This is a genomic window from Algoriphagus aquimarinus (assembly GCF_900112005.1).
Taxonomy (GTDB): Bacteria; Bacteroidota; Bacteroidia; order Cytophagales; family Cyclobacteriaceae; genus Algoriphagus; species Algoriphagus aquimarinus.
Map to the genome: position 1 here is coordinate 303,058 of NZ_FOKK01000005.1, position 26,167 is coordinate 329,224.

The following is a 26,167-nucleotide window of genomic DNA, read 5'->3' on the forward strand; positions in this document are numbered from 1 at the left end:
TGGATATACATTTGAACTGTATTTTAAATCTTCAAAACCATGAAAACTTATAACACTACTCTTTGTGCTCTATTTTTGGGAATAGCGGTCATTTTTTCGGCATGCAGCTCCGATGACGATATTGATCCCACTCAAACTACACAGACCAATCCGATTCCAAATGCACCTGGTGATGCAAATGCTGTTTTGGCGGCTGTGATGTCTTATTCTGATCTTCCTAGCTCTGTGCCCAGCATTCCTGGAGTGGGAGGCCTTGCGATAGATGTGGCTTCCGGCTCATTCTTTACTGCAGCTATAGGAACCAATCTAGTCAATGTAGGAGATGTAAAGCTCAACGCAAAAGCCCTTACAATCCCTGGAGGAAACGCTTACATTAATAATCCTACAGATTTTTCTTATTCACTTGTAGCAGGTCAGACTAATACCTGGCAAGTTGCAGGTGGTAGCGGTTTCGATGCTTTTACTCACACGACGACTAAGAAGATGCCTTCGCAAGTGAAATTCTCCTCGTCAGTTGCAGCGAGCTACAGCAAAGGTTCGGATGTAACGCTATCAATAGAGGCAGTGACATCCAATACGGATAATATACTTTGGGTAATTTCTGATGGCAAAACAACAGTGACGAAAGAATCGAAAACTACCTCTGTGACTTTTTCCTCTTCGGAGTTGAGTGTTTTGAAGGCAACCTCAGCTGGACTAGTTCAGGCGGCAAGCTACAATGCGGAAGAAAAATCTTTCGGCGGTAAAAAAGTTTATTTCATCAATGAGACAGTTCATACTAAAATCATTGAAATTAAATAATTACTGTTTGTAAAAAGTGAAGCCAGTGGGATAAACCTCACTGGCTTTTTTTATGTCTTTTTTCTTCTAAAGATTCGCTTGAATGGCTCTGTAGTTTGGCCTATAAAATCCTCAGGAAAATTCTCGCCATCAGGCAATCCTACTGGAAGGTTCTCGTCATCAGAAGGCCAGTAGTTTGTTCGGAAAAGGAAATCCCAAAGACTCAAAGAAATCCCATAATTGAATCCATTTGGATGACTTTCAGGTAATTCTTTCGCATGGTGCCACAGGTGCATTTGAGGGCCGTTTAAAATATATCTAAATGGACCAAGGGGGATATTGAGGTTAGCATGTCCCAGTTGACCCAAGATTAACGTAAACATGTGCACAATGAAGAAGTCTGTGATCCCAAATCCAATCATAGCCAATGGGATATACTCTAGCGTACGATAGAGTATATTTTCCATCCAGTGATAGCGGAGCAAAGCTGCAAAACCCATTTCCCTGGTGCTGTGATGGACTTTGTGAAATTCCCACATCCAGCCTACATGATGGTACATGCGGTGAATCGCCCACTGCATAAAGTCGCGTAAAATGAAAATAATAAATAATTGCAACCAGCCAGGGAGACGGTCCACCTTGATAGCGACTGTATTAGTGATGCCAAATAAGCCTAGAAGATCATTGAAGGCTTCCACTGCTACCATGGACAACGCATTGTAGGCGACTAGCGCAAAAAGAAAGTAATTCCAGAAGAGATAGAAGATATCCAGCCAGAAATGCTCACGGATTATGGGCTGATTTTTTCTCCATGGAAAAAGGATCTCCAATCCATAAATCACCAAAGATGCACCCACCAACCAGTAGAAGTAATTATGCCAGCTTGGGTTAAGGATTTCTCCAGTAAAGTAATTCCAATAGCCGTAGTAGCCATCTAGAATCGCTTTGATGTATTTTTCCATTTAGATATGAAGCAGGATTTAGGATTTAGCGTTGAGTGGATGTCTGAAGAATATGACTCCAAATGCAAACCCAAAAAGAATATAAATGATTCCTATTACCCAAATTGTAAATTGGAGTTCTGGATTAGAAGTAAGTCCTTTTAGCAAGGCCAATCCGGCAATCATGAAATGACTTAGATTGGCAATGGCAACAGGTCGATTATAAATACCACCAATAGGCCTTCCCTTATTCATCCAATTGAGCATCCCAAAACCGAAATAGAGTGCTCCAAGTAGTTGAAGTAAAAATACGACGATTTGATTTGGATTAAGATTGAGATAGTCCAAAATCAAATCAGGGAAAAAGGTGAGGGAAATTCCTGCTGATAACAAGAATATTGCACTCAAAGTCATGATTAGTTTGGTGTTCATTTAATGAGTATTTGGTGAATAAGCTCTGAAATTAGAAATATATGAGAGCAAGCGCGAAGATCACTAGACTTAATTCAGAAAAGTAGGCATGCGCATTATCTTTTCTCCAAAAAAGTAAGAGTGCAACTGTCGCCGCACTCTCTTAATTTAATCATCACTTTATAGTTTATCCACACGGAAAGAGATCTTGCAGACACATCCGTAAGAACTGACTTTACCGTCTTTTACATGTGCTTTGATATCTTTCACATACACTGAATCAATGTTGTGCACAGTTTTCGATACCTCGGTTACTGCATTCTGAATAGCTTCTTCAATACTGTTTTCTGATGAGGAAATCACTTCTAATACTTTTACTATTCCCATGGTAGTTTTGGTTTTTGTTATAATTAAGATTAAGGCTAAAATTTCGCAATAGCCATGTTACCAATAAGATAGTGATTTTTTTCTGGAAATTTCAGATTGAGTTCTTTGTGTGTTTATTGAAATTAATTGTGTTTGATAGGAGCGAATCAATGGATTTACTTCTGTCTTTTGACCAAACTTGTAGATAGAATCAAGATGTCATTCGCTGGTCTGTCGCGATTATTTGTTTTTGCTGCGGCTATTTTGTCTACGATTTCCATTCCGGAAATCACTTCACCAAATACTGTATAATTTTGATCCAGATGAGCTGCTCCACCTGTAGTTTTATAAGCTTCCCGATGGGATTCAGGATAGCGATATGGAGTCATGCTTTTTAACTCTATTTCAGCTAAGGCATCAAATTCACTTTTTTTCAAAGCAATGGCTTCTTTGTCCTTTGAGTCTCGTTTTTCTAGTAATTCCTGATATTGAGAAAAAGCCAATTTGTTGACGGGATTGTTAATGGCCTGGTTATACGCAAGCATAGTGTTGAGGCGTTTTTCTGCTATTTCCAGCGTGCTATCCGTGTAGGTTCGGCCTTGAACAATGTAAAATTGAATAAAGCTGCCTTTTCGATCAGGATTCACATCATCGCCTTCTCTCGCAGCCCCCAATGCCCCTCTTTTATGGTAATGAATGGAGTTGATCTCAGCTGGAACTGTTTCAGATGGATTCAATGAATTCTTCTTTTTCTGGAAAGCATCTTCGTCAAATCTCTCACCAGCTTGAATCATGAATTTTTCGATCACCCGATGAAATAGAATGCTGTCATACATACCTTCCTTTACTAAACGGAGAAAGTTATTTTGACTTATGGGAGTGTCATCGTAAAGCCTTAAAACAATTGTTCCTTCAGTCGTTACAAATTCTATGTCTTTCTTCAAATCCTTCTTGCTGACCTTAGATTTGCTCAAAGAATGACAGCCACTCAGGAAGAAAAGTAGGGCAAGTGTGTATAAAGTGTTTTTCATTTGGAGGTGATATTTTGTGAAAAATACTGAATTGTCAGCTGTGTGAAAAGTTTTATTATTACCGCAAAAGTCAATACTTAACTGATTTGAGTCTCCAGACTTGGACCTATAGCTATTGCAATCTCCAGACTGCCATTTCTACTTGGCTAGTGGTGGTTCGATAAGGTGTAGTTCTACTCTCCGATTGTTTTTTCTCCAAGCTCTTTTCCTTAATTTCCTTTTTCAATCAAGATTTGACATGACCCTAGAATATTACCGCGATTACTGCCTTGCCAAACCTGGAGTGACCGAAGACACACCTTTTGATCAGGATGCACTTTGCTTTCGCGTAGGAAATAAGATTTTTTCTATCTGCTCCATTTCGGCATTTCAATACATCAATCTAAAGTGCGATCCTGAACGCGCGGTGGAGTTACGTGAGCAGTACGATGGGATTACTCCTGGTTTTCACATGAACAAACAGCAGTGGAATTCGGTAAGTACGATGGGAAATGTGCCGGATCGATTGATTTTGGAATTGGCGGATCATTCTTACGCGCTTATCTTTGGCAGCTTGACCAAAAAACTGCAAGCTGAAATCCGCCCATGAGTTATTTTTCCATTACCAATGTTTCCAAATCTTACGATGCCCAACTTGCTCTTCAGCCCTTTTCTCTGGAGATGAAGCAAGGCGAATTCCTTGCGATCGTCGGAGAAAGTGGTTCTGGCAAAAGTACACTACTTAGGATTATGGCTGGATTAGAGGTTCAGGATTCTGGAACTGTGATGTTGGAGGGAAATCCGATTTTGAATCCCAATCAGAAGATAGTGTCTGGCTACGATGAGATAAAGCTGATTCACCAGAATTTCCATCTATATCCTAATTCTACGGTGGAGGAGAATCTTTCGAGGCCATTGTTGCACTATGAACGCGAATATGCCAAAAGTAGGGTGGAGGACTTGTTGAGATTGTTGGGGCTTACAGATTATCGAGATCGTTTTCCTCATCAGCTTTCCGGAGGGCAAAAGCAAAAAGTTGCAATAGGAAAAGCGTTAAGTGTAGAACCAGAAATAGTGCTGCTGGATGAGCCCTTTAGCTCATTGGATAGCATACAGACTCAGCAGTTGATCTCGGAGATGAAGACTACCTTTCGGGAAATGGGGACTACCGTGATTTTTGTGACACATGATCTCGATGATGCACTTCGGTTGACAGACAACCTGATCATTTTACAAAAAGGCAAAGTAGCGCAAAAAGGCACTTCCCGTCAACTCTGCGAGAAACCGAAAACCAAGTATGTGGCGCAGTTATTTAGCCCAATCAACAAACTTCCTGATACCAAAAATTGCTATGTCAGGCCGGCGGATGTAAAGCTGAGAACCAAAGGTGGGGTATTGGCTCATGTGACAGATTCACGCTTTTTGGTGCACTACAATTCTCTGCAGGTGCAACTCAAAGAAAGTAGCATCACATGGGAAGTAGATGATCCTCAAAGAAAATATGAGCAAGGAGACCGCGTTTATCTGAGTTGGAAGGACACTAAAGTAATGAGTCTTTGAGCATCTAATACTTTTTCCAATGTCCAAAAAAAGGAATATTCCACTTACCATTCTCTACGAAATCAAGCTGGCAATTAGTCAGGCAGTATTGTGGTTGTGGATCAAATTTGGTTTGGTGAAATCACTCCTGATCATTCCTTTTGAGGGTTTTGGCAATGAGAAGGAAATCCTATTAGTAGGGAGAGTAATTCGAGATAATAGAATAGGCGCATCAAATCCTGAGGATAGCGTCTGGCAGAATATCAGTAAAATGCGCAGGAGATTTATGAGCGTAGTCATACCTAGAGTAGAATTGAAAGCTGAGTTTCAAGGGGAGGAATACTTTACAAAGACAGACGAGGAAGGTTATTTTGAATTTAAAATTCACCCGAAAGAATCTTTGAAGTTTTCATCTCGCTGGCAGCAGATTGAGTTGACCTTGATGGATCAGGTGATCAGAAATCAAGGAGAGATCAGATCTTGTGGAGATGTGTTTCTTCCTGTGGGAAATATAGACTACGGCATTATCTCGGATGTGGACGATACGATTATTCCTACCGGAGCGATGCGAATGGCAGAGATGCTAAAGACCACTTTCGCCAAAAATGCACATACTCGAGTGCCATTTCCTGGAGTTTCTGCTTTTTATAAGGCCTTACAAAAGGGAATTGATGGCATAGAGAGTAACCCATTTTTTTACGTTTCCAGCAGCCCTTGGAATTTGTATGATTTTCTCCATGAACTACTCCAAATTCATCATATTCCCAAAGGACCATTGATGCTTCGGGATATAGGATTGTCTAGGACTGAGCTTATCTCAGGAAGTCACTCCGAGCATAAATTGGAACAAATCCGCCATATTTTATCCACATATTCTCAGCTGCCTTTTATGCTGATCGGCGATAGTGGGCAAGAAGATCCGACGATCTATTTACAAGTAGTTCGTGAGTTTCCGGGACGGATTATGATGATTTTTATCCGTGATGTACATGCTTCTAAGCATGCTTCGGTGAAGCAGATTAGTAAAGAAATGAAAGAGCTGGGGGTAGAGATGTTACTTGTGAAAAACACGGTAGAAGCATCTCAATATGCTCTTGCCAAAGGTTGGATTGTGGAAGAGGATATGGATGAAATCGTTCAGGAAAAAGTTAAAAATGAAGCTGATAATGAAGATGTCTAAATCTTATTCCTTTAGCGAAAGTATATAACTCGCCATTGCCCTGGCATCTTCTTCCTTCAAATCAGGATGTGGAGACATGACTGGGCTTCCCCAGGAACCAGTGCCTCCCGAAATCACTTTTCTGGCAAGTAGATCAATATAAACCTCTTTGATAGGGTATCGTTTTGAGATGTCCTGAAATGCTGGCCCTTTTGCTCTTTTATCGGACTTATGACAGGTTGCACAGTCCGAGTAGGCAATCAGAACCTCGCCTCTTTTGATGATTTCAGGATCTAATTCCTCGTCTTCACCTTCAATTGCGCGTATGTAGGCTTGCTCTTTTTCCGCAGAAGAATCAATATTCTCCTCAGCAGATTTCTGCGAGCAAGCAGCAAGTAGGACTAAAAAGAAGATCAGGTTCCTTCTCAATTTGGGCTGTCTTATGGGGTGAAAAAACAAAGAGGTAAGAAGTCAGACCTCTTACCTCTTTATGAATTACTGATTACGAATGACTATTCTTCGTCATGAGCTCCGTGGGCACCATGAACATGTCCATGAGCCAACTCATCTTCCGTCGCCTCGCGAACTTCTTCAATATTACCTTCGAAATGTAAGTCGAAGCCAACCAATGGATGATTGAAATCCAATAGAATTTCTTCTCCTAAGTCTTTCAGGATTTTTGCCTGCATCGGATAGCCATCTTCATCCATCAAAGGAAGGAAGTTGCCTTCTTGTAGCATTTCAGGATTGAAGCCATTCTCTCCCGAAAACTGCGACTTTGGCAAGTTGACGATCAATTCCTCATCGATTTCTCCGTATGCTTCTAGTACCGGAACCACAAAGGAAAAGTCCTCACCTTGCTCTTTGCCTAAAAGTAATTCTTCGAATTTCTGAGGCAGGTCACTCGCTCCAAAAAGGAAATAAAAAGGGTCTTCCGTATCTCGTACTTCTACACTGAAAGGAGCTGATTCTATCTCATCTGCCTCTTTGCTTACTTTGAGTTCGTATGTCAGTCCTACGACTGTGTTTTCTGCTATCTTCATATTGTTCTTTTAATAATTCCTACTTTTTACGGATGTTGACCCGCTTTACTAATTCATTGTGAAGTGGAGTTCTCTCTTTTTTCTTTTACCGTGAAAAACACCCCAGCAAACAAGGATAGTATGATTAAATATTGAAATACGATCATTGGTGTTTTCGTGGAGGTATAGCTGGTTGGACTAAACTTGAAAACAATCTCATGAGTTCCTGCTGGCACGATCAATCCGCGAAGAAGGTAATCGGTTCGTAAGATTTCAGCTTCGGTCCCATCTATTGTTGCTGTCCATCCCACTGGGTAATATATTTCTGAGAAAACTACCAAGCCTTCAGTATCCATTTCTGCCTGATATTTCAACTCATTTGGAGAATAGGAGATGTGAGTAATTTGACCAGATCCTGCTTTTATCTCACCGAATTCGGCTGCATTCACCGTAGCCTGAGCTTTAGTGTTTATTCTGCCCAGTTCATCCATTTCTTCTTGGTTAGTCTGCACAGTGACAATCTGCGAAGGAACCCAAGCTGGGCCATTGGCTTCAGGGTTTTCAAATACTGAATTTGCTGAAGTTCCGGCGATGACATACTTTGTATTCATCATATTGATCGTCTGAATTCCAGCGAAGTCAAATTCACCTTCCTGAGCTTTTTTAACAAAGCCATTTAGCTCAAAGTTTAAGCGATTGTCCAATAGATCCTGATACCTACGCATTTTGGCACCATGATATCCGCCAAGACTATGGAATCTATAAGGAGATTTGCCTGTGGAGGTTAGTCCTTCTGTGAGGTCTAATACTCTGAAATAAGAATCGTCTTTGGCGATTTCCTGGTCTGCAGGAGTTTCTGCAAAGTATGTTTTGGTTGGACTTTCTTGAAAAGAATTGTCATTCAAATAATGCTTATTGACTGTCCAAAGGTCAATCGTGACCAAGGCGAAAATCCCAAGTCCTAGGACGATATCAGAGATTTTGCCCTTCATGGCAAGGTAGATCAAGGCGAAAGCTGCTGCAACTAGCGCCAAGCTTCTCCAAGCACTTGCTGAAAGCATAGACTTACGATCCTGTCTCAAGGAATCAATCAGCCAATCTGGCAAACCCGCATCTGCTGCTCCTTCAAATCTGAAGACTCCAGCGCCAACAGCAAGAAGAAGTAGAAGTCCTCCAACTCCCGCTCCAGCGATATACAATGGTTTGAAATCTTTGTTTCTGTACAATCTTTCCAGTGAAATAGCAGCCAATGCAGGAATAGCAAATAGCGTCATTCCTAGTGCCATGGATACCGCTCTGAATTTATTGTAACCAGGAAGTATGTCGAACAGCAGGTAGTTAAACCAACTTAGATTTTTCCCCCAGGAAAGTAATAGTGATAGAATTATGATCGCTCCAAAGGTGTATAGACTTTCTTTTGGCGCAGCCCAAATCCCTATAAATGCGAGGAAAACTAAGATCGCACCTCCATAAATCGGGCCGCCTGTAAAGGGTTGATCTCCCCAATATGTAGGCGCGCCAGCAAGGAATCCGTTGATTTGTGCTGGGTCAAGTCCATTGCTTCGCAAAGCTTTTTCAGACGCGGTATTTTTGCCAAGAGGAGTGCTACTCCCGCCTCCATAGAAATTTGGGACTAATAAGGTTAAGGTCTCTAGTTTCCCATTGGACCAAGAGAAGGCATAATCTCTATCCAATCCTGCGGATGCTGACTCTAAAGTAGCTTGTCCACGAGTAGAATAAGGCGTGTATTCAAGGGCGGTAGTTAATCTGCCTATATTTCCACCAACAGCTAATATTGCTCCTAAAACCAGAAAACCTATAGTTTTTGCTAGTTGTGGAAAACCCTCTTTTTTCCAGTCAAAAATAAGTCTAACAGTCACGTAGATCACCGAAATGATCAAAGTGTAATAAGTGATCTGAATGTGGTTGAACTTCAATTGAAGCAAAAGTCCCAGTGCCATGACCGCTGCTCCGAGTAAATGTTTCTTTTCAAAGGCCAAATGAATGCCGAGTAGAATTACCGGGATCAGATTGATTGCCCAGATTTTGGCGTTATGACCAGCAGCGAGACTGAGAAGATTGTATGAACTCAGCGCAAATGCAACACTGGCGATGATGGCAAAAGCCGGCCTGACTCCGAAAGTCAGCATGAGCACATACATGGCGACCATCCCTAGAAAAAGACTGTTCACCGGATGAGGAAGGCCTAACGTGATGATTGAAAGCAGTGAAGTGGTGATGTCACCGGCAAACTCCAAGCTGACAAAATAGGCTGGCATTCCGCCGAAAACGCTATTTGTCCAAAGTGCTTCTTCGCCGGTAGCCTCCCGGTAATCCAAGGCTTCGGTGGCAGAACCTTCCCACTTTAGAATATCACCCTGAGTGATCACTTGATCCTGAAGAACTACAGGAGCGAAATAAACGACTACAATAGCATAGAAAATGGCGATTCCCACCAAATGGGGAAGTACGTCTCTTTTGAAATTCAACTGCATGAAAAGAATTTTTCTTTGGATAATGGATGGAAACGCAAATTAAGGATTTATAGGCAAACCCCATCTACAAAAATAGGTAGTCTCAGGCTGGAATAGATGCAAGACTCCTTTCTATCACTGATGAAAATCATTACTTTTGCACCAAATAGCCACAATAAAGGAATGTTTGATAATCTTAGCCTAAAACTAGACCGGGCCTTCAAAACACTGAAGGGAACCGGGACAATTACCGAAATAAACGTCGCAACAACCGTCAAAGAGATCAGAAGAGCTTTGATCGATGCCGATGTTAACTATAAAGTTGCCAAAGAAGTCACGGATACTATCAAGACGGAAGCGCTAGGTAGAGATGTGTTGATTTCTGTTTCTCCAGGTCAATTACTGATCAAAATCACTCAGGAAGAGCTTACTAAGCTTATGGGTGGTAAAAAGGAGGATATCAAAATCACTGGCGATCCAGCGATTATTTTGATCTCAGGTCTTCAGGGTTCTGGTAAAACCACTTTTACTGGTAAGCTTGGTGCTCACTTGAAGAAGCAAGGTCGTCAAGTCCTTTTGGTAGCCTGCGATATCTACCGTCCAGCTGCGATTGATCAGTTGAAAGTATTGGGTGAGCAGATCGGTGTAGAAGTATATGCTGAACCTGAGAATAAGAATGCCTTGGATATTGCTAACAATGCAATCGCCTACGCAAAGAAAACTGGAAAGAAAACCGTTGTAGTCGATACAGCTGGTCGTCTGGCAGTGGATGATGTGATGATGAATGAGATTGAGGCGTTGAAAAAAGCCTTGAATCCATCAGAGACACTTTTTGTAGTCGATTCCATGACTGGTCAGGATGCGGTGAATACTGCGAAGACCTTCGACGAGCGTTTAAATTTCGACGGAGTCGTTTTGACCAAACTTGATGGTGATACACGAGGTGGTGCTGCGATTTCCATTCGTCACGTAGTAAATAAGCCGATTAAGTTTATTTCTACTGGTGAGAAAATGGAAGATCTGGATGTATTCCACCCAGATCGTATGGCGCAGAGAATCCTAGGAATGGGTGATGTGATTTCCTTGGTGGAAAGAGCACAGCAGTCCTTTGACGAAGATGAAGCCAAGCGTATCAATTCGAAGATTCGTACCAATAATTTTAACTTTGATGATTTTCTTTCTCAGCTGGAGCAGGTGAAGAAAATGGGTAACATCAAGGATCTACTTGGGATGATTCCTGGCATGGGCAAAGCTATGAAAGGGATGGATATCGACGATGATTCCTTTAAGCCTATTGAAGCAATCATTAGATCCATGACTCCCGCCGAACGTGAGCAGCCTGATCTGATTGATGGAAATAGAAGAAAAAGGCTTGCTGCCGGATCTGGCCGAACTATCGTCGAGGTGAACAACCTCATGAAGCAGTTTGCGGATATGCGTAAGATGATGAAGCAGATGAACAAAATGGGCGGGGCCAAAGCCGCCATGGGCAAGATGCTGCCTCCAGGTATGGGAGGAAGAAGATAGAAATTGAAACCCGGTCGAGAGATCGGGTTTTTTGTTTTTCACTGTGTTTTTATCGCGGTAGGTAAGGTGACTAACCGGGTAGAGGGAGTGAAGAATGTCGTTGTTCTGATCTTACATATGGACTTGATTTTTGTTTTTTTCTAAACCAATTTTTAAAATAGTAAATAAAGATTGTAGCGTATGGGGAATGTATGACGTAAAGTTTAAGACTTCGTTTTTATTTATTCTAACTATATTTTATATTCACTTGAACTACATACAATTATGAAAACAAGACTATTGCCGTTAGTTTCTTTATTTCTAATCATTTTTAGTTGTAAAGATGTGGAGGAACCATCTCCAAATTCAAGAATTGAAGGTACTTATGAGTTCACCAGTCAAGGTAACAAGGGCTGGGGAGATGTAAAGTATAATTTTGTGGATTTGCTGGAGTTCAAATCGAACGGTATTGTAAGTGGTGAAAGCTATACCACTGAGATAGGTTCGGATGAAATTTTAGGCTATAGAGGTTATTTTTCGGGAACTTATATGATCTCTGAAGGAGTACTTACAATATCTTACGATGAGCTATATTATATGAACCTGATGGATGCTAATTTTAGTCCAAAAGAGGATTTGGTGGTTTCGGAGGGAGCGGATTCTTCTTTGGAATATCGCATTGCAGAGGACTATTCCAACTTGTCATTTATTTGTCCTCCGTATGCAAACTGTGCTGGTACTTTAATCTATAAGAGAATTGATTAAGTAGAACTTAACAAAAAAAGCTAGCTGCTGGATCAGGTAGAACTACTGTGGAGGTAAACAACTTAATGAAGCAGTTTGCGGATATGCGTAAGATGATGAAGAAGATGAACAACATGGGCAGTGCCAAAGCCGCGATGGGCAAGATGCTGTTTCCAGATATGGGAGGAAGAAGATAGAAATTGAAACCCGGACGAGTGATCGGGTTTTTTGTTTTTTTAACTTTTTTAACCGCAGTGGACACAGAGTTTTCGCAGAGAACGCAGTTGTCCTGCTTCTCCAGAAGCTGATCTTAATTAATTGTTTTCAACTAATTCTTAAAATATTGGACCAAAATAGTAGCGTTTGGAAGATCGTTGACGTAAAGTTTAAGATTTCGATTTTAATCTTTTCAGCAAAAACTTTAATTTCACAAAACCAATTTTCAGATGAAAACAAAACTGCTTCCGTTGTTCGCCTTGTTCTTTATTTTGTTTAGCTGTAATGATGACGATGAAATTTCTCCTAATGCTAAAATAGAAGGGAAGTATAGGTATAACTCTGAGGGGAATATGTCATGGATAGATAAAACTTTCAATTTTGTGGACGTGATGGAGTTTAAGTCTGATGGTACTGTGACTGGAGAGAGCTACACCACTGACTTAGGATCGGATACAATTTTAGGTTATAGAGGTTATTTTTCGGGCTCCTATACGATCATTGAAGGTAAAGTCACTATCACCTATAGTAAGTCATATCACATGGGAGTGGAAGATGTCAACTATATACCGAAGGAGGAATTGATCCAATCACAAGAGGAAGGTTATACAAGTGATTATGTTAATTCAGAAGATTATTCCCAACTTTCTTTTATATGCCCATCGAATGCTTATTGTACTTTTTTACCGGTTTATGTAAAGGTCAATTAATAGGGATAATACTAATAAAAAAGGCTGTTTTCCAATTAGAAAACTGCCTTTTTTGGTTTTGGTAAATCAATTCAGTTCATCCATCTACTCATAAACTCCAAGATAGCCTCCTTGTAATTGTCACTTACGCTGATGTGATTTTTACCGATTTGAATTACGTTTTTTAACACTTGAGTCTTTTGGCCTAACTCATTAAAACTTCTTAAATCAGAAGTAGGAAAACATAGTCTATATATGTTACGTACAAAAGTTCTATATTTACACGTACAACTGATTTCGCTATGGATACTAAACTAACTTTAAAGCTTGATCAGGAGATAATTGAAAAAGCTAAATTATTTGCATCTGATAGGAAGTTGAGCTTGTCTCGATTGATTGAGAATTACTTAAATTCTTTGACTTCAGACCAACCTACAGATGAGCTGGAAATTTCTCCCTTTGTCAAAAGTCTTTCAACTGGAGTTGAAATACCTGCTGATTATGACTATAAAAAGGATCGAGCTGATTATTTGGATCGCAAATACCGATGAGGAGGGTTTTCTTGGACACCAATGTTATTTTGGATCTGCTAGGAGAAAGAATCCCTTTTTATGATGCAATAGCCAAAGTCGTGACGTTAGCGGATCAAAAGAAAATCAGGTTGGTTGTTTCCCCGCTTTCATTTACCACGGTAGATTACGTTTTAAGCAAATTTGAAAACTCAGATTTAGTCTTAAAAAAGCTTCGGATGTTTAAGATTCTCTGTGAGGTATGTTCTGTTGATGAAGAAACAATTGACAAAGGATTGAACTCAGATTTTAAAGATTTCGAAGACGCCGTTCAGTATTTTACAGCATTGCAAGCAAATTGCTCAGTCATCATTACAAGAAATGGGAAGGATTTTAAGAATTCTATCTTGCCAGTGATGACGGCGGAGGAGTATTTAAGCAGTATTGCTTAAAACACTCAGTTCATCCATCTACTCATAAACTCCAAGAAAGCCTCCTTGTAATTGTCACTTACGCTGATGTGATTTTTACCGATTTGAATTACGTTTTTTGATACAGAGTCTATGTGATCCAGCGCCACGATGTAGGAGCGATGCACTCGCATAAACTTATCTGATGGAAGTAGCTCTTCCATACTTTTCAAGCTCGTCAAAGAAAGAATCGGATTGGGCTTAGAGAGCAAATGCACTTTTACATAATCCTTATAGGCCTCTACATACCCAATATCCTTGAGCATCACTTTCACTAGCTGATATTCTACTTTCAGAAAAATATACTCAGGAGCAGCGGCATCAATACCAGTAGTAGCTTCAGATTTAGTTTGCGCTTGCTTTTCGAAATAGGAAAAAGCTTTGGTCGCAGCATTCAAAAAATCCTCGTAACTGTAAGGCTTTAGCAGATAATCTAGCGCTTCCACCTTGTACCCTTCGATGGCAAATTGATGGTAAGCTGTCGCAAAGATAATCCTGGTCTTCTCCGAATTTTTCTTTCCATCCAGCACTCGAGCTAGTTCCATACCAGAGAGGTCAGGCATCTGGATGTCCATAAATGCAAGCTGTACTTCATTCTGATTGATAAAGCCTAATGCTTCAATGGCATTTGAAAACCTGCCGATTAGATTCAGGAAGGCGGTTTGCTCGATGAATTTGCTGAGTAATTCCAGTGCAAGTGGTTCATCGTCTATTGCTACGCAGTTAAGTTTCATGTGCTTATAATTTGATTTTCAGCGGCCACATGCCAGCCCGGCTGACGCCAGTCGGACGGGGAACTCGCAAATCTTTCCCGATAACTAACGCGACATCTTGGTCTGTGACTCTTGAGTTATGCCTGTCGGCCTCATCCCGGCTCGATTTCATTCGAGATTGATTGTAAGATTTACCCAATATTCTTGTTTGGCTTCGTCTTTACCAAATTTCAGACGATGTTTATCTGGATAGAGCAGGCTCAGCCTTCTTTGTGTATTTACTAGACCAATGCCGTTTTCTGTAGCTTCTGGACTTTCTGCATGCACTGAGAAGATGTGATTGCGAGTTTCGAAAAATACTGTATTTCCCATTACTTCCAATTTGATCATAATTTCACTTTGCTGCTGGCTGCTTACGCCGTGTTTAAATGAATTCTCCAAAAAAGGAAGCAATAGCATAGGAGCAATCACCAGATCATCCTTAGGTTCATCGACAGAGATATTTAGGGTTACTTTTTCAGTCAGCCTCATTTTCATCAATTCTATGTAATCATTGATAAAGCTAACTTCTCTGCTAAGGAGCGTTTCATTCTTCTGATTTTCATACAATACATAGCGCATCATTCGGGATAGTTTCAAAAGTGCTTCCTGCGCTTTTTTAACATCCAGATTCGTCAGTGCATAGATATTATTAAGTGTATTGAAAAAGAAGTGCGGATTGATTTGAGCTTTCAGGTAAGAGAGTTCTGTATTGATACGTTGTTGGTCAAGCTCTCTTCGAAGCGATTCGTCTTTTTGCCATTTCTGAACAGAGGCTACTGAGGTACTGATTCCAATCGTCAGTAGGTACAACATGATATTGAAAATATCTCCTGATATCCTTCTTTCTTTTTGAACATATGGTTTATCGGGATTGAATGCTTTATGCATCAATTCAGGCAGGTGGAGAAAGTTGTCTGCATAAATAAGCAGGCCTACAAAAAGCACTGCCCCCAGAATAGTTGATAATAGGTATACAGCGTGCTTTCCTTTCAATAATACCCTTGGGACAAACCAAAGCATGTTGAAATAAAATATGACAAGGAGCAGCATGGCCATGAATACTTGTCTCATCCAGAACTCTACTGGGATGTCAACTCGCCAAGAGAGAGGAGAGAGTAACAATAGTACAGTGCTGAGCATCGACCAGCCCAGGATGTGGACTAGAATGGAAACGCTTCTTTTGGGACTTAAATTGATCATATAATCTGATTTTCAGTAACCAAACTAACGTAAACGTAGCCTCTATATAAAATGAAATCTGCGAATCAGGCTGATTTGACTGCCAATAGTCTATATGAGTAGATAAAGAGACTCATAGATAAATATATCGGTTTTGTCTGATGAAAGAGGCTGTTTGTCGATGAAACTACCGTCTCCGTCTATTACCAAAAAATGTGCGAAACAAACCCTGTTGTTTTGTGGTATCAATAAGCACGAGGCCCAGCAATTGAAATAAACTGGTGATATGAAAAGCCTCAGAGGAACACGAGTCATCTTTCTTTCACCAGACTAATTGAGCAACTACAATCTACAAATGAAAAAATTATTCAACATTATCGCAGTTATTCTTCTGGTCAGCACGACCAGCCTGATAGCACAGCAGACTCCAGAGAAAGTAACCACTCCTTCTAAAATCATTGGTATTGCCAAGGATGTGAAAACTGGTGAACCAGTAGCTTATGCTACAGCCGCACTTTATGTAGCGGGAAGTGATACTAATGTCGCTGGTGGTGTAGCCGATGGAGACGGTAAGTTCTTTATCACTGGAATGGATCCAGGGTCTTATGACTTAAAAATTAGCTTTTTGGGTTTTGAAACCAAAACTGTAAAAAACATCCAGGTAGTCTCTAAGACAGGAGATGTTAATATTGGGGAGATTGAATTGACTGACGAAGGTCTTGCGCTTGAAGAAGTGACGGTACAAGGTCAGCGTGACTTGATCGAGGAGCGTGTGGATCGTACTATATACAAAGCGGAAAATGACAAAACTACCGCAGGTGGTGACGGTACAGACGTGCTTAGAAGAGTACCTATGCTTTCGGTAGATTTGGACGGCAACGTTTCAATGAGAGGATCTAGTAATATCACTGTATTGATTGATGGTAGGCCTTCAGCTATTGCTGCAAGTAGCATTACAGATGCCTTAAAGCAGATCCCTGCGGATGAAATTAAAGAAGTAGAAGTAATTACTTCCCCTTCGGCCAAATACGATGCAGAAGGTACTTCAGGCGTGATCAACATTATCACTAAGAAGAATAACTTACAAGGTATGTCGGCCAATATCCGTACTGGCTTTGGTTTGAGAGGTTCAGATTTAGGACTTAATGCTAGTGCTAGAAAAGGTAAATTCGGATTTTCTTTAGGTGGTCACGGTAGAGCAGGCTATAATACCTTCGGTAGCTTTGATAATCAGCAGGTGCTTACTAATCCGAACGGAACTTCTTCTACGGTACTTCAGTCAGCAGATACTAAGAGCAACCAACTATTTGGAAGGTATAATTTCGGAGTTGATTACGAAATCGACAAGTATAATTTCCTTACAGCAGCTGTGAATTTTGGTATTAGAAATAGATCTAGCAATCAGGAAAATTTCCTTACTCAAAACTTCGTCGATGGTGCTTTGGTGAGAAATAGCCTTAGAGAAACTGATACAAAAGACAACTCAAACTCTGTAGATGTCAGCTTGAACTATACGAAGACTTTTGAGGAAAAAGGAAAAGACATCTCTTTATTGACATTGTACAGTAGAAATAATGGGGAGAATTCATTTGTAAATACACTTTTTTCAGAGGATATGTCAACAATTGACTCTCGATTGAAAAATGATAACCCTAGTAAAAATGAGGAATTTACAGTACAGCTTGATTTCGTGGAGCCACTAGGAAAGGATGGGAAATCAATTCTTGAATATGGTGCCAAAAACATTCTGAGAAAAGCATATTCTGATTTCGCTTATTTTCAGGCAGAAGGTGCTGACGGTGAATATGTGGAGAACTTAAGTCCAAGCTTTAATAATGAGTTTAGCTATGATCAGAATGTAACTGCGGGTTATGTTTCTTACACAGCGACCTTGTTTAAAAATTATACAATAAAGCCTGGAATTAGATATGAATACACTACGATCAATGCTGATTTTAAAAACGAAACGACTGTAGAAATACCTTCCTATGGCACATTTGTTCCTAGTTTGAATTTGAGCAGAAAGTTAGCTAACGGTAATTTGATCAAGGCTGCATATAACAGAAGAATATCCCGTCCATCTCTTAGATACTTGAATCCTAATATCGATTCATCTAATCCACTTCAGGTGTCTCAGGGTAATCCTGAATTGTCTCCAGAATTTACTGACAATTATGAATTAGGTTATAGCACCTTCTTCAAAGGTACTATGGTTAGCTTCAGTGGTTTCTTCAGAAACACTACGGGTTCAATACAGTCTGTAAGAACAATTCAAGAAGATGGTGTTATTTATACCTCATTTGATAATATCGGTCATGAAAATGCAATCGGTACAAACATCTTTACCAATATCAGTATCAGCAATAAATTCTCTTTGAACGGTAGTGTGGATGCTTATTATTCAATGCTGGATAATGGTCTTACAGATCCTCTTTACGCTGCTTCAAATGAAGGTTTTGTAATCAGTGGACGTATGTTCGGTAACTATACGCTTCCTAAAGACTGGCAGGTTCAATTGTTCACTTTTGCTAGAGGTAGAAGTGTACAATTACAAGGATCTTCTGGAGGCTTCGCAGCTTACGGAATGGGTATCAATAAGCAGTTCGATGAGAAAAGAGGTAGCATCGGTTTCGGAGCAGATAACTTTCTTTCAAAAGAATTTAAGATCAAAAATGAGATCATCACGCCAACTATCGTTCAGAATAGCACGAACATAATGCGTAACATGAACTTTAAAGTCAATTTCAGCTATAGAATAGGTAAGCTAAGTATCGATCAAAAGGTTAGAAAAAAGAAGTCTGTTTCTAACGATGACTTGAAAGGCGGAGGAACCGAAGGTGGTGGAGCTGAAATGACTCAGAATAAATAAAATTAAAAACAGTAAATAGTAGATTGGGTTACAAGAAAAAAACCCGTCCTCAACTGAGGGCGGGCTTTTTTGTGCTTGGTGATTTTTAAGCACGCAGAGCATAGATTTAATACAGAAAACACAAGTGCTTCATTATGTTTTTTGTATTAGTTTATAGGTTGTTAGGCTGAGAGAAGTGGAAGTCACGCTGCGCCTTAAGTGCCTCACGATAGACAGATGCTTACTAGGTTAGAGTCTTCAGACTTGGGCCTAATCCAATGCAGTTTCCTGACTGCATCCGACACTCGACTTGTGACACAGAACAGCTATGATTAAAAACGAAAAAGCCCGACTTCATCTGGTGAAATCGGGCTTTACTATAAGTTAGAAAGAACTACTTATAGCATACTTTCTTAATAGCATCTATTGTTCTCTTCACATTTGGGAGGGTAGCCTCTATGTAAGAAGGAGAGTAGCTCAAAGGAATATCCATAGAGTTCACACGGATTACCGGGGAGTCTAGGTAGTCAAAAGCATAACGCTGGAAGTGATACGTCAACTCAGAAGAAATACCCGCGATAGGGTTAGCTTCCTCTACGATCACTACACGATTGGTTTTCTTAACAGACTCCATGCAAGTAGCGTAATCTATAGGGCGCACTGTACGAAGGTCAATAACTTCAGCCTCTATCCCTTCTTTTGCCATTTCTTCGGCAGCTTCTAAGGCGACTTTCATCATTTTTCCGAAGGAAATCACAGTAACGTCTTTTCCTTTTCTCTTTACATCAGCTACACCTATAGGAAGTAAATATTCTCCTTCAGGCACTTCGCCTTTGTCCGAGTACATCACTTCAGACTCCATGAAAATGATTGGGTCTGGATCACGGATGGCAGCTTTCATCAAGCCTTTTGCATCGTAGGGATTGGATGGGACGATCACTTTTAGACCTGGCGTATTAGCAAACCAGTTTTCAAAGTTTGAGGAGTGTGTTGCTCCTAATTGACCTGCATTACCTGTAGGTCCTCTGAAAACCACTGGTACACTATAAGCTCCACCTGACATGGCTAGCATCTTTGCAGCAGAGTTGATGATCTGATCTATAGCAACTAAAGAGAAGTTGAAAGTCATGAATTCGACGATAGGCTTAAGCCCGTTCATCGCAGCGCCTACAGCAAGCCCAGAAAAACCGAGTTCGGCAATTGGCGTGTCATAGACACGGTCCGGACCGAATTCTTCAAGCATTCCTTGGGATACTTTGTAAGCTCCGTTGTATTCAGCAACTTCTTCGCCCATCAAAAAAACGTCTTTATCACGTCTCATTTCTTCGGACATTGCCTCTCTGAGGGCTTCACGAAACTGTATTTCTCTCATTAGTTTATGACAAAATTTTGGCTCGTAAAAATAGAAAGGAATTGGCCAAAACCAAAAATTAAGGCTGCTTAATCCCTAATTGATTAGCCTAAATACACGGTTTTTGAATTAACGAACTCCAAAATCCCATATCTGCTCAGTTCTCTGCCGAATCCAGATTTTTTCACCCCACCAAAAGGCAGGTGGGGATTGGAAGCTACCATGGCATTAATGAACACTGCTCCACTTTCGATTTTGCTAGCTAAGTTCTCTGCTTTTTCTTTGTCTTCAGACCAAATAGAAGCGCCTAATCCAAATTCGGAATCGTTAGCCAGAGCGATTGCATCTTCTGCATTTTTCACTTTGAAAATTGTAGCTACTGGCCCAAAAAGCTCTTCATAATATCCAGGAGCTGAAGTTGGAATGTCGGTTAGTATTGCTGGTTGAAATAATGCCGAGCCTTCTTCTGGTTTATCTCCACCGTAAAGTACGGTAGCACCAGCTTTGACGGATTTGTCAATTTGATTGTATAATTCTTCTGCGAGATCTGGTCTTGCCATACAGGCAAAATCAGAATCCTCTTCCATAGGATCTCCTTGCTTCAGATTTCTAAAGTGCTCCACAAACAATGACAGGAATTCTTCATAAACTTCTTCCTCTATAATAAATCGTTTGGCCGCTATGCAGCTTTGGCCAAAGTTGATCATCCTAGCTTTTACGGCCGTTTCAGCTGCTTTCCTAATGTCAGCATCTTTCAAAACAATGAAAGGATCACTACCCCCTAGTTCCAGTAGGGATTTTTTTATGTTTTTTCCAGCTGCTGCGGCCACTGAAGCGCCAGCTTTTTCGCTACCTGTTAAGGTAACTGCTTTAATTCTGTCGTCCTCAATAAGAGACGTGGTGGTTTTGGAATCAATTAGGAAGCTTTGGAAAGTTCCTGTGGGAAATCCTGCAAGAGTAAATACCTCTTCAATTGCCAAGGAACATTGAGGGACATTAGAAGCGTGTTTTAATATACCTACGTTACCTGCCATCAAGGTGGGTGCGGCGAAGCGAAACACCTGCCAAAATGGGAAGTTCCATGGCATCACGGCCAGGATAATTCCCAAGGGCTGATGGATGACTTTTGCTTTTTTACCATCAGGTAAATCAATAGCCTCTGCTTGAAGAAATTCGGAAGCTTTCTCCGCATAGTATTCACAAGCCCAAGCGCACTTGTCTACTTCTGATAGAGATTCTTTAAGTACTTTTCCCATTTCCAAAGAAATGATTCTAGCGTATTTTTCTCGGTTTTCCTTCAGTACTTTAGCTGCGTTATTCATCAACTCAGCTCTTTTTTCAAAAGCAGTTTCCTTCCATATAGAAAATGCAACTGAGCCAGTACTAAGCTTAGCTTGGATTTCTTTTTCGGTTAAAGAATTAAATTCTTTTAGTAGTTCCCCAGAATAAGGGTTGATTGATTTGATAACTGTCATTTTTCTATCGGTTTTCCAGCTTCCTGCCAAGCTTCAATTCCACCATCCAGAGAATAGAGATGAGTAAATCCAGCTGCTTTCATAATAGCTGCTGCATTGCCAGACCGGATCCCCGTTTTGCAATAAAGAATGTAGGTTCTGTTTTTATTTAGCTTAGCAATCTCACTTTTGAAATTGTCATTTTTGTAGTCAACGTTTATAGCGTTTGCTATATGCCCTTCAGCTTTTTCCTCAGGCGTGCGAACATCAATTATCCTAACAGCCCCTTTGTTTTTGGCTAATTCTTCAAATTCTGAAACACTAATCGCTTTTACCCCAGAAGATTGTGCATAGGTTAAGTCAATCTTGACTAAAGTGAGCGCTAGTATTAGGAAAATAATTTTTTGAAGTTTCATGGTTTATGAGTTTGATGTGAAAGATTGACATTCCATATTGAAATGAAAATTTAGCAAGATTAAGTTCAAATGCCTACCAAGATCGCTCTCATCTCAGATTCCCATAGTTATATAGATCACAAAACCCTAGCCCACTTGGGTTCGGTAGATGAGATTTGGCACGCAGGTGATATTGGGAATTTTGAAGTTATGGATGCTTTGCCTCAGGGAAAGCCTATACGAGCTGTTTTTGGGAATATTGATGACAAGGCTATGCAGCAATCCTATCCGGAGTGGCAGGAGTTTACGCTGGAAGGAGTGAAGGTGCTGATGACGCACATCGGGGGTAAACCTCCCCGCTACGCCAAGGGTATAAAAAGTAAAATAATGGAATCGGCTCCCAACCTTTTCATTTGTGGACACTCACATATATGTAAAGTGGAATTCGATAAAACAGTGAATTGCCTCTATATGAATCCTGGAGCTATAGGGCAGCATGGATTTCATGTGATGCGGACCATGTTACTGTTTGATTTGGAGGCTGGGCAAATAAAAAATCTCCGGGTGGTGGAATTAGGGAAAAGAGGGAAGGTTTTGTGAGAAGTTAGTTGACAACATTGTGATTAGGTGGAGCTAAAAGTTAGAGATAGTCACAGTTTTCAGTCGCAGTCAAAAATAGTTCTCAGTTACAGAGATCAGTCGCAGTGGGGTCTAGTTTCTGCGGATAATTCTAATGTCTTAAGTCTAACGTCTAAAATCTCAAATTATCCACAAACCAAAAAAGGCGATCAAATGATCGCCTTCTATGTTTTTGCAGAAATAAATATTATTTCGCGAAAGACTTCTTAAGCTCTTCAACGTCCACGTTTCTGATTACAGGCTGAGCAGACAATTGCTTGATCTTAATCACACGTGTGGTCTGAGATTGTCTTTTTCTTTTAAGTTTTCTCTTCAGTGTAGTAACTGCCATGGTCGTATATTTTTATTTGTATTGTTTCGAAACGAGTCGCAAAAGTAAATAAAGATTTCTTTTCAGCCTAAAATAATTAGGATTTAATTCTCCGACTTTCGTGATATGGGGGAGCGTTTCCTTTTTTTTGAATAAATTTGGCAGCTAATCACCAAAAAATAAGCTATGCAAAAGCCAAGTCTGCCAAAAGGAACCAGAGATTTTGGGACCATCCAGATGGCCAGAAGAAATTATATCCTTGATAGTATCAAAGGCACTTTTCAACTTTTTGGCTTCAATCAGATAGAGACTCCTGCGATGGAAAATCTCAATACGCTGACTGGAAAATATGGCGATGAGGGAGATCAATTGCTGTTTAAGGTTTTGAATAGTGGGGATTACTTGAAAAATGTATCCGAAGAAGATTTGCAAAATGGATACAAGCAAACACTTACTAAGGTGTCTGAAAAAGGTTTGCGTTACGATCTGACAGTTCCTTTCGCTCGCTTCGTAGTGATGAATCGAAATGATTTGACTTTTCCTTTCAAGCGTTTTCAGATTCAGCCAGTTTGGCGTGCTGATCGCCCACAGAAGGGTAGATATCGTGAGTTTTATCAGTGTGATGCTGATGTAGTTGGAACGGATAGTTTACTTTGCGAAGCAGAAATTGTCCTTATGATCCGATCAGTTTTCGAGAAATTAAAACTGAATGACTACAGTATCAAACTGAATAACCGAAAAATCCTGACGGGGATTTCTGAGGCAATTGGCGAAGCTGGAAAGGAAGGTCCACTATGCGTAGCCATAGATAAGCTGGATAAGATTGGTTGGGAGAAAGTTAAAGAAGAATTATCGGATCGAGGCTTTGCTGATGACTCAATAGAGAAATTGGTTCCTCTTGTGAAGTTGGAAGCTGATCAAGCTGGTAAATTGAGTTTCCTGAAAGAATTCCTTGCTACGAGCGAGGTTGGACTTCAGGGAGTAACTGAGTTGGAAGAGGTGTTTCAGATTTTGACCGATATGGGTGAAAACCTGGATTTCGTAGATCTCGATATTATGCTGGCTCGAGGACTCTCTTATTATACAGGAGCGATTTTCGAAGTTAAAGTGAACCATGTCTCAATTGGATCCGTCAGTGGAGGTGGTCGATATGATAACTTGACTGAGAATTTCGGACTTAAGGAGAAAATGTCTGGCGTCGGGTTTTCGTTCGGAGTGGATCGTTTGTATGATGTGCTAGAGGAGCTTAGCTTATTTCCAGATGACAGTATTCAAAGCACCAAAGTTCTCTTAACTCACTTCGACGATAAAGCATTTGTTTATGCCTTGGGCTTAATGAAGAAATTCAGAGCAGCGGGCATCAAAGCAGAACTTTATCCTGACCTAACCAAAATGAAAAAGCAGCTTGATTTTGCTTCTAAGAAAGCTATACCATTTGTTGGGATTTGTGGAGACTCAGAAATTGATGCGAATGTAATCGCATTGAAAAATCTGGAAACAGGAGCTCAGGAATCCGTAAGTATAGAAGTAGCTATCGAGAGATTAAAGTAAATTGAAAATCACCTACAGCAGGTTTTAACAAAGAAAATATGTTTGATATAATGGGCATGATGGGCAAAGTGAAAGAAGCCCAAGCTAAAATTAAGGATACGCAGGCAAAGCTTGTTCATCTTACTGCAACCGGTGAATCTGGAGCAGGAATGGTGAAAGTATCTGTGAATGGGGATAGAAAAGTTGTAAGCATTGAATTTGATGATTCGCTACTTTCTCCAAAAGACAAGGAAATGTTAAGCGATCTAATCGTAGCAGCTACCAATATTGCGATGACGGCTATAGAAGCTAAAATCAAAGCTGAGATGAAAGCTGCTACTGAAGGCATGATGCCAAACATACCTGGAATGGATCTAGGCGGAATGTTTGGATAAAATCGAGGGTACCTGAGGCAGATAGGCATGACTTAAGCGTCACACATAGGATGATTTTCAACTTTGCGAGCTTGTCCCGAATCAAGTTCGCGATAAGCTATGTGACCTATAAAAACAAATTATAAGCACATGAAATCTTGCGCCATCGTCATATTGAATTACAATGGGGAAGAAATGCTGAAGACATTTCTTCCTTCTGTTTGTGCGTATAGTACTTATGACGTCTGGGTAATAGACAATGCAAGTGCCGATGGCTCGATTAATTTTTTAAAAGAAAACTATCCTCAGATTCAGCAAATTAAGCTTACTGAAAATTTTGGCTACGCTGGTGGATATAACGAAGGACTTGCGCAGCTGAAAGGTCAATACGGTTACTATATTCTTTTGAATTCCGATGTAGAAGTTTCTAGTGATTGGGATATAAATCTGATCGCTTGGATGGTAAGTCATCCAGCTTACGCAGCACTTCAGCCAAAGATTTTGTCTTGGACAGCCAAAGATACTTTTGACTACGCAGGTGCGGGAGGCGGTTTCCTAGACGCCTATGGCTATCCTTATTGTAGAGGCAGGATATGGGATACTATAGAGAAAGATAATGGAGTTTACAACGATGTGATCGATGTGGATTGGGCTTCAGGTGCCTGTATGGTTGTAAATGCAACAGTTTTCCATCAACTGTCCGGCTTTGACTCAGGTTTTTTTGCGCATATGGAAGAAATAGACCTCTGCTGGCGCATGCGGACTTCAGGATGGAAAATAAGTTACAATGGCTCAGTAGAAGTTTATCATTTGGGTGGAGCTACGCTCGATAGGGCGAGTCCCAAGAAGATGTACCTGAATATTCGGAATAGCCTCAGCATGATTTTCAAGAATGAGAACTCTTCTCGGTTTTTCAGGATTTTTGTGGTCAAATCTTTGTTAGAACACTTGGCCGCCCTGAGTTTTGTGATTCAAGGAAAGAAGGAGTTTTCGAGAGCAGTATTAGATGCTTATCGAGACTTTAAGTTGAAAAAGAATTCTATAGAAAAATTTCTCCCTGAATTGAATGGTAGGGAAGAGGTGAAAAGACAAGGAAACGTAGGATTAGTCTTTTGGCACTGGAAAGTTTTAGGAAAGAAGAGTTATGGTCAGCTTTAATCAAAAAGAACAGGGTTGTTCTTTTTTCGAAAGAACTTTCTGATTTTCATGGTCATTGCCATACTCACATATAAAATCACTGGTGAGCCCATTGTAACGAATGAGGCATAGATAAAGAATAAACGAATGCTGTCAATTGGGAAGTTGAGCTTTTCACCCAAGCGTGAGCAAACCCCAAATGCTCTTTCTTCGAAGAATATTTTCAGCTTTTCCATGGTAATAGGTGAGTTCGTTGCGGTAAATTTAAAGAAAAAGTCTCGTGTATTAATAAATAAGAATGTTGGATCAATTGTTTAAGAAAAAACCTGTTTTGTTTTTAATGCTTTTATTGCCACTGC

General features: G+C 40.3%; 27 protein-coding genes and 2 pseudogenes. 15 read left to right on the forward strand and 14 right to left on the reverse strand.

Annotation, left to right across the window (positions count from 1 at the left end):
- Positions 1-39 precede the first annotated feature (39 nt).
- Positions 40-801: a hypothetical protein gene (locus BM291_RS08920; RefSeq protein WP_092896422.1), complete on the forward strand. Its 762-nt coding sequence runs from the start codon at positions 40-42 to the stop codon at positions 799-801.
- A 50-nt stretch (positions 802-851) separates the two neighbouring features.
- On the opposite strand, the gene BM291_RS08925 is transcribed toward BM291_RS08920, so the two are convergent.
- The 4 genes from BM291_RS08925 to BM291_RS22460 all read right to left on the reverse strand — a co-directional run bounded on the left by BM291_RS08925 (position 852) and on the right by BM291_RS22460 (position 3,529).
- Positions 852-1,742 (reverse strand): sterol desaturase family protein, encoded by an 891-nt coding sequence (locus BM291_RS08925; protein ID WP_092896424.1) that lies wholly within the window; start codon positions 1,740-1,742, stop codon positions 852-854.
- Positions 1,743-1,760: 18 nt separating this feature from the next.
- The gene (locus tag BM291_RS08930; protein ID WP_092896426.1) at positions 1,761-2,153 is read right to left on the reverse strand and encodes a hypothetical protein; all 393 of its coding nucleotides are present in this window, start codon (positions 2,151-2,153) and stop codon (positions 1,761-1,763) included.
- Positions 2,154-2,312: 159 nt separating this feature from the next.
- Positions 2,313-2,519, reverse strand: a complete 207-nt coding sequence (locus BM291_RS08935) for a dodecin family protein (RefSeq protein ID WP_092896428.1) — start codon at positions 2,517-2,519, stop codon at positions 2,313-2,315.
- A gap of 155 nt (positions 2,520-2,674) precedes the next feature.
- The gene (locus tag BM291_RS22460) at positions 2,675-3,529 is read right to left on the reverse strand and encodes a peptidylprolyl isomerase (RefSeq protein WP_092896430.1); all 855 of its coding nucleotides are present in this window, start codon (positions 3,527-3,529) and stop codon (positions 2,675-2,677) included.
- 238 nt (positions 3,530-3,767) lie between these two features.
- Between BM291_RS22460 and BM291_RS08945 the strand changes: the two genes are divergently transcribed.
- Genes BM291_RS08945 through BM291_RS08955 form a run of 3 tightly spaced genes read left to right on the forward strand, consistent with a single transcriptional unit; the run spans position 3,768 to position 6,227 of the window.
- Complete coding sequence (locus BM291_RS08945) at positions 3,768-4,118, forward strand: MmcQ/YjbR family DNA-binding protein (protein ID WP_092896432.1); 351 nt, start codon at positions 3,768-3,770, stop codon at positions 4,116-4,118.
- Positions 4,115-5,068, forward strand: coding sequence for an ABC transporter ATP-binding protein (locus BM291_RS08950; RefSeq protein ID WP_092896434.1), 954 nt, complete (start codon positions 4,115-4,117; stop codon positions 5,066-5,068). The genes BM291_RS08945 and BM291_RS08950 overlap by 4 nt, the downstream gene beginning before the upstream one ends.
- 19 nt (positions 5,069-5,087) lie before the next feature.
- Positions 5,088-6,227: an App1 family protein gene (locus BM291_RS08955; protein ID WP_092896436.1), complete on the forward strand. Its 1,140-nt coding sequence runs from the start codon at positions 5,088-5,090 to the stop codon at positions 6,225-6,227.
- 3 nt (positions 6,228-6,230) lie between these two features.
- Here the strand turns inward: BM291_RS08955 and BM291_RS08960 are convergent, their stop codons facing one another.
- The 3 genes from BM291_RS08960 to BM291_RS08970 form a co-directional block, all read right to left on the reverse strand.
- Positions 6,231-6,635, reverse strand: coding sequence for a c-type cytochrome (locus BM291_RS08960; protein ID WP_245786814.1), 405 nt, complete (start codon positions 6,633-6,635; stop codon positions 6,231-6,233).
- An 83-nt stretch (positions 6,636-6,718) separates the two neighbouring features.
- Positions 6,719-7,249, reverse strand: coding sequence for an FKBP-type peptidyl-prolyl cis-trans isomerase (locus BM291_RS08965; RefSeq protein ID WP_092896438.1), 531 nt, complete (start codon positions 7,247-7,249; stop codon positions 6,719-6,721).
- Between the two features lie 53 nt (positions 7,250-7,302).
- Complete coding sequence (locus tag BM291_RS08970) at positions 7,303-9,723, reverse strand: glycosyltransferase family protein (RefSeq protein ID WP_092896440.1); 2,421 nt, start codon at positions 9,721-9,723, stop codon at positions 7,303-7,305.
- A gap of 162 nt (positions 9,724-9,885) precedes the next feature.
- Between BM291_RS08970 and ffh the strand changes: the two genes are divergently transcribed.
- From ffh to BM291_RS09000, 6 genes and pseudogenes are all read left to right on the forward strand, one after another.
- Positions 9,886-11,229, forward strand: coding sequence for a signal recognition particle protein (ffh, locus tag BM291_RS08975; protein WP_092896541.1), 1,344 nt, complete (start codon positions 9,886-9,888; stop codon positions 11,227-11,229).
- A 264-nt stretch (positions 11,230-11,493) separates the two neighbouring features.
- Positions 11,494-11,973, forward strand: a complete 480-nt coding sequence (locus BM291_RS08980; RefSeq protein ID WP_092896442.1) for a hypothetical protein — start codon at positions 11,494-11,496, stop codon at positions 11,971-11,973.
- A gap of 26 nt (positions 11,974-11,999) precedes the next feature.
- A pseudogene (locus BM291_RS08985) lies at positions 12,000-12,149 on the forward strand (signal recognition particle protein); the annotation flags it as partial.
- 249 nt (positions 12,150-12,398) lie between these two features.
- On the forward strand, positions 12,399-12,878 hold the full coding sequence (locus tag BM291_RS08990; protein WP_092896446.1) for a hypothetical protein: 480 nt from the start codon (positions 12,399-12,401) through the stop codon (positions 12,876-12,878).
- 281 nt (positions 12,879-13,159) lie between these two features.
- A complete protein-coding gene (locus tag BM291_RS08995) occupies positions 13,160-13,408 on the forward strand; it encodes a DUF6364 family protein (protein WP_092896448.1) in 249 nt (82 codons plus the stop codon).
- Positions 13,405-13,818, forward strand: a complete 414-nt coding sequence (locus BM291_RS09000) for a type II toxin-antitoxin system VapC family toxin (RefSeq protein ID WP_092896450.1) — start codon at positions 13,405-13,407, stop codon at positions 13,816-13,818. The genes BM291_RS08995 and BM291_RS09000 overlap by 4 nt, the downstream gene beginning before the upstream one ends.
- A gap of 5 nt (positions 13,819-13,823) precedes the next feature.
- On the opposite strand, the gene BM291_RS09005 is transcribed toward BM291_RS09000, so the two are convergent.
- A complete protein-coding gene (locus BM291_RS09005; protein WP_092896452.1) occupies positions 13,824-14,570 on the reverse strand; it encodes a LytR/AlgR family response regulator transcription factor in 747 nt (248 codons plus the stop codon).
- A 147-nt stretch (positions 14,571-14,717) separates the two neighbouring features.
- Positions 14,718-15,791, reverse strand: a complete 1,074-nt coding sequence (locus tag BM291_RS09010; RefSeq protein WP_092896454.1) for a sensor histidine kinase — start codon at positions 15,789-15,791, stop codon at positions 14,718-14,720.
- Between the two features lie 334 nt (positions 15,792-16,125).
- On the opposite strand from BM291_RS09010, the gene BM291_RS09015 reads away from it, so the two are divergent.
- Entirely contained in the window at positions 16,126-18,639 is a 2,514-nt protein-coding gene (locus BM291_RS09015) for a TonB-dependent receptor domain-containing protein (protein WP_092896456.1), read from the forward strand.
- Positions 18,640-19,012: 373 nt separating this feature from the next.
- Here BM291_RS09015 and BM291_RS09020 read toward each other — a convergent pair whose 3' ends face one another.
- The 3 genes from BM291_RS09020 to BM291_RS09030 all read right to left on the reverse strand — a co-directional run bounded on the left by BM291_RS09020 (position 19,013) and on the right by BM291_RS09030 (position 21,839).
- Positions 19,013-19,990 carry a pyruvate dehydrogenase complex E1 component subunit beta gene (locus tag BM291_RS09020; protein ID WP_092896458.1) on the reverse strand — a complete coding sequence of 326 codons (978 nt, stop codon included), beginning with the start codon at positions 19,988-19,990 and terminating at the stop codon, positions 19,013-19,015.
- An 83-nt stretch (positions 19,991-20,073) separates the two neighbouring features.
- Positions 20,074-21,444, reverse strand: coding sequence for an NAD-dependent succinate-semialdehyde dehydrogenase (locus tag BM291_RS09025; protein ID WP_092896460.1), 1,371 nt, complete (start codon positions 21,442-21,444; stop codon positions 20,074-20,076).
- A complete protein-coding gene (locus BM291_RS09030) occupies positions 21,441-21,839 on the reverse strand; it encodes a rhodanese-like domain-containing protein (protein WP_092896462.1) in 399 nt (132 codons plus the stop codon). The genes BM291_RS09025 and BM291_RS09030 overlap by 4 nt, the downstream gene beginning before the upstream one ends.
- A gap of 69 nt (positions 21,840-21,908) precedes the next feature.
- Between BM291_RS09030 and BM291_RS09035 the strand changes: the two genes are divergently transcribed.
- Positions 21,909-22,418 carry a metallophosphoesterase family protein gene (locus tag BM291_RS09035; protein ID WP_092896464.1) on the forward strand — a complete coding sequence of 170 codons (510 nt, stop codon included), beginning with the start codon at positions 21,909-21,911 and terminating at the stop codon, positions 22,416-22,418.
- A 226-nt stretch (positions 22,419-22,644) separates the two neighbouring features.
- Here BM291_RS09035 and BM291_RS22035 read toward each other — a convergent pair whose 3' ends face one another.
- Entirely contained in the window at positions 22,645-22,788 is a 144-nt protein-coding gene (locus BM291_RS22035; protein WP_170857096.1) for a hypothetical protein, read from the reverse strand.
- 165 nt (positions 22,789-22,953) lie between these two features.
- Between BM291_RS22035 and hisS the strand changes: the two genes are divergently transcribed.
- The 3 genes and pseudogenes from hisS (at position 22,954) to BM291_RS09050 (ending at position 25,829) form a co-directional block, all read left to right on the forward strand.
- Complete coding sequence (gene hisS, locus BM291_RS09040; protein WP_092896466.1) at positions 22,954-24,318, forward strand: histidine--tRNA ligase; 1,365 nt, start codon at positions 22,954-22,956, stop codon at positions 24,316-24,318.
- Positions 24,319-24,344: 26 nt separating this feature from the next.
- A pseudogene (locus BM291_RS09045) lies at positions 24,345-24,692 on the forward strand (YbaB/EbfC family nucleoid-associated protein); the annotation flags it as partial.
- Positions 24,693-24,821: 129 nt separating this feature from the next.
- A complete protein-coding gene (locus BM291_RS09050) occupies positions 24,822-25,829 on the forward strand; it encodes a glycosyltransferase family 2 protein (protein ID WP_092896470.1) in 1,008 nt (335 codons plus the stop codon).
- On the opposite strand, the gene BM291_RS09055 is transcribed toward BM291_RS09050, so the two are convergent.
- A complete protein-coding gene (locus BM291_RS09055) occupies positions 25,826-26,044 on the reverse strand; it encodes a PspC domain-containing protein (RefSeq protein ID WP_091695064.1) in 219 nt (72 codons plus the stop codon). The genes BM291_RS09050 and BM291_RS09055 overlap by 4 nt on opposite strands.
- Positions 26,045-26,167: the final 123 nt, after the last annotated feature.

Bases quoted from the DNA above. Each gene is read 5' to 3' on its own strand.
- BM291_RS08965 (WP_092896438.1), bottom strand. From the start codon at position 7,249: ATGAAGATAGCAGAAAACACAGTCGTAGGACTGACATACGAACTCAAA.
- BM291_RS08935 (WP_092896428.1), bottom strand. From the start codon at position 2,519: ATGGGAATAGTAAAAGTATTAGAAGTGATTTCCTCATCAGAAAACAGT.
- BM291_RS09035 (WP_092896464.1), top strand. From the start codon at position 21,909: ATGCCTACCAAGATCGCTCTCATCTCAGATTCCCATAGTTATATAGAT.
- BM291_RS22035 (WP_170857096.1), bottom strand. From the start codon at position 22,788: ATGGCAGTTACTACACTGAAGAGAAAACTTAAAAGAAAAAGACAATCT.
- hisS (WP_092896466.1), top strand. From the start codon at position 22,954: ATGCAAAAGCCAAGTCTGCCAAAAGGAACCAGAGATTTTGGGACCATC.
- BM291_RS09020 (WP_092896458.1), bottom strand. From the start codon at position 19,990: ATGAGAGAAATACAGTTTCGTGAAGCCCTCAGAGAGGCAATGTCCGAA.
- BM291_RS08980 (WP_092896442.1), top strand. From the start codon at position 11,494: ATGAAAACAAGACTATTGCCGTTAGTTTCTTTATTTCTAATCATTTTT.
- BM291_RS08930 (WP_092896426.1), bottom strand. From the start codon at position 2,153: ATGAACACCAAACTAATCATGACTTTGAGTGCAATATTCTTGTTATCA.
- BM291_RS08945 (WP_092896432.1), top strand. From the start codon at position 3,768: ATGACCCTAGAATATTACCGCGATTACTGCCTTGCCAAACCTGGAGTG.
- BM291_RS09015 (WP_092896456.1), top strand. From the start codon at position 16,126: ATGAAAAAATTATTCAACATTATCGCAGTTATTCTTCTGGTCAGCACG.
- BM291_RS08995 (WP_092896448.1), top strand. From the start codon at position 13,160: ATGGATACTAAACTAACTTTAAAGCTTGATCAGGAGATAATTGAAAAA.
- BM291_RS08925 (WP_092896424.1), bottom strand. From the start codon at position 1,742: ATGGAAAAATACATCAAAGCGATTCTAGATGGCTACTACGGCTATTGG.
- BM291_RS08950 (WP_092896434.1), top strand. From the start codon at position 4,115: ATGAGTTATTTTTCCATTACCAATGTTTCCAAATCTTACGATGCCCAA.
- BM291_RS08970 (WP_092896440.1), bottom strand. From the start codon at position 9,723: ATGCAGTTGAATTTCAAAAGAGACGTACTTCCCCATTTGGTGGGAATC.
- BM291_RS09000 (WP_092896450.1), top strand. From the start codon at position 13,405: ATGAGGAGGGTTTTCTTGGACACCAATGTTATTTTGGATCTGCTAGGA.
- BM291_RS09055 (WP_091695064.1), bottom strand. From the start codon at position 26,044: ATGGAAAAGCTGAAAATATTCTTCGAAGAAAGAGCATTTGGGGTTTGC.
- BM291_RS09050 (WP_092896470.1), top strand. From the start codon at position 24,822: ATGAAATCTTGCGCCATCGTCATATTGAATTACAATGGGGAAGAAATG.
- BM291_RS08955 (WP_092896436.1), top strand. From the start codon at position 5,088: ATGTCCAAAAAAAGGAATATTCCACTTACCATTCTCTACGAAATCAAG.
- BM291_RS09005 (WP_092896452.1), bottom strand. From the start codon at position 14,570: ATGAAACTTAACTGCGTAGCAATAGACGATGAACCACTTGCACTGGAA.
- ffh (WP_092896541.1), top strand. From the start codon at position 9,886: ATGTTTGATAATCTTAGCCTAAAACTAGACCGGGCCTTCAAAACACTG.
- BM291_RS08990 (WP_092896446.1), top strand. From the start codon at position 12,399: ATGAAAACAAAACTGCTTCCGTTGTTCGCCTTGTTCTTTATTTTGTTT.
- BM291_RS22460 (WP_092896430.1), bottom strand. From the start codon at position 3,529: ATGAAAAACACTTTATACACACTTGCCCTACTTTTCTTCCTGAGTGGC.
- BM291_RS09030 (WP_092896462.1), bottom strand. From the start codon at position 21,839: ATGAAACTTCAAAAAATTATTTTCCTAATACTAGCGCTCACTTTAGTC.
- BM291_RS09025 (WP_092896460.1), bottom strand. From the start codon at position 21,444: ATGACAGTTATCAAATCAATCAACCCTTATTCTGGGGAACTACTAAAA.
- BM291_RS08920 (WP_092896422.1), top strand. From the start codon at position 40: ATGAAAACTTATAACACTACTCTTTGTGCTCTATTTTTGGGAATAGCG.
- BM291_RS09010 (WP_092896454.1), bottom strand. From the start codon at position 15,791: ATGATCAATTTAAGTCCCAAAAGAAGCGTTTCCATTCTAGTCCACATC.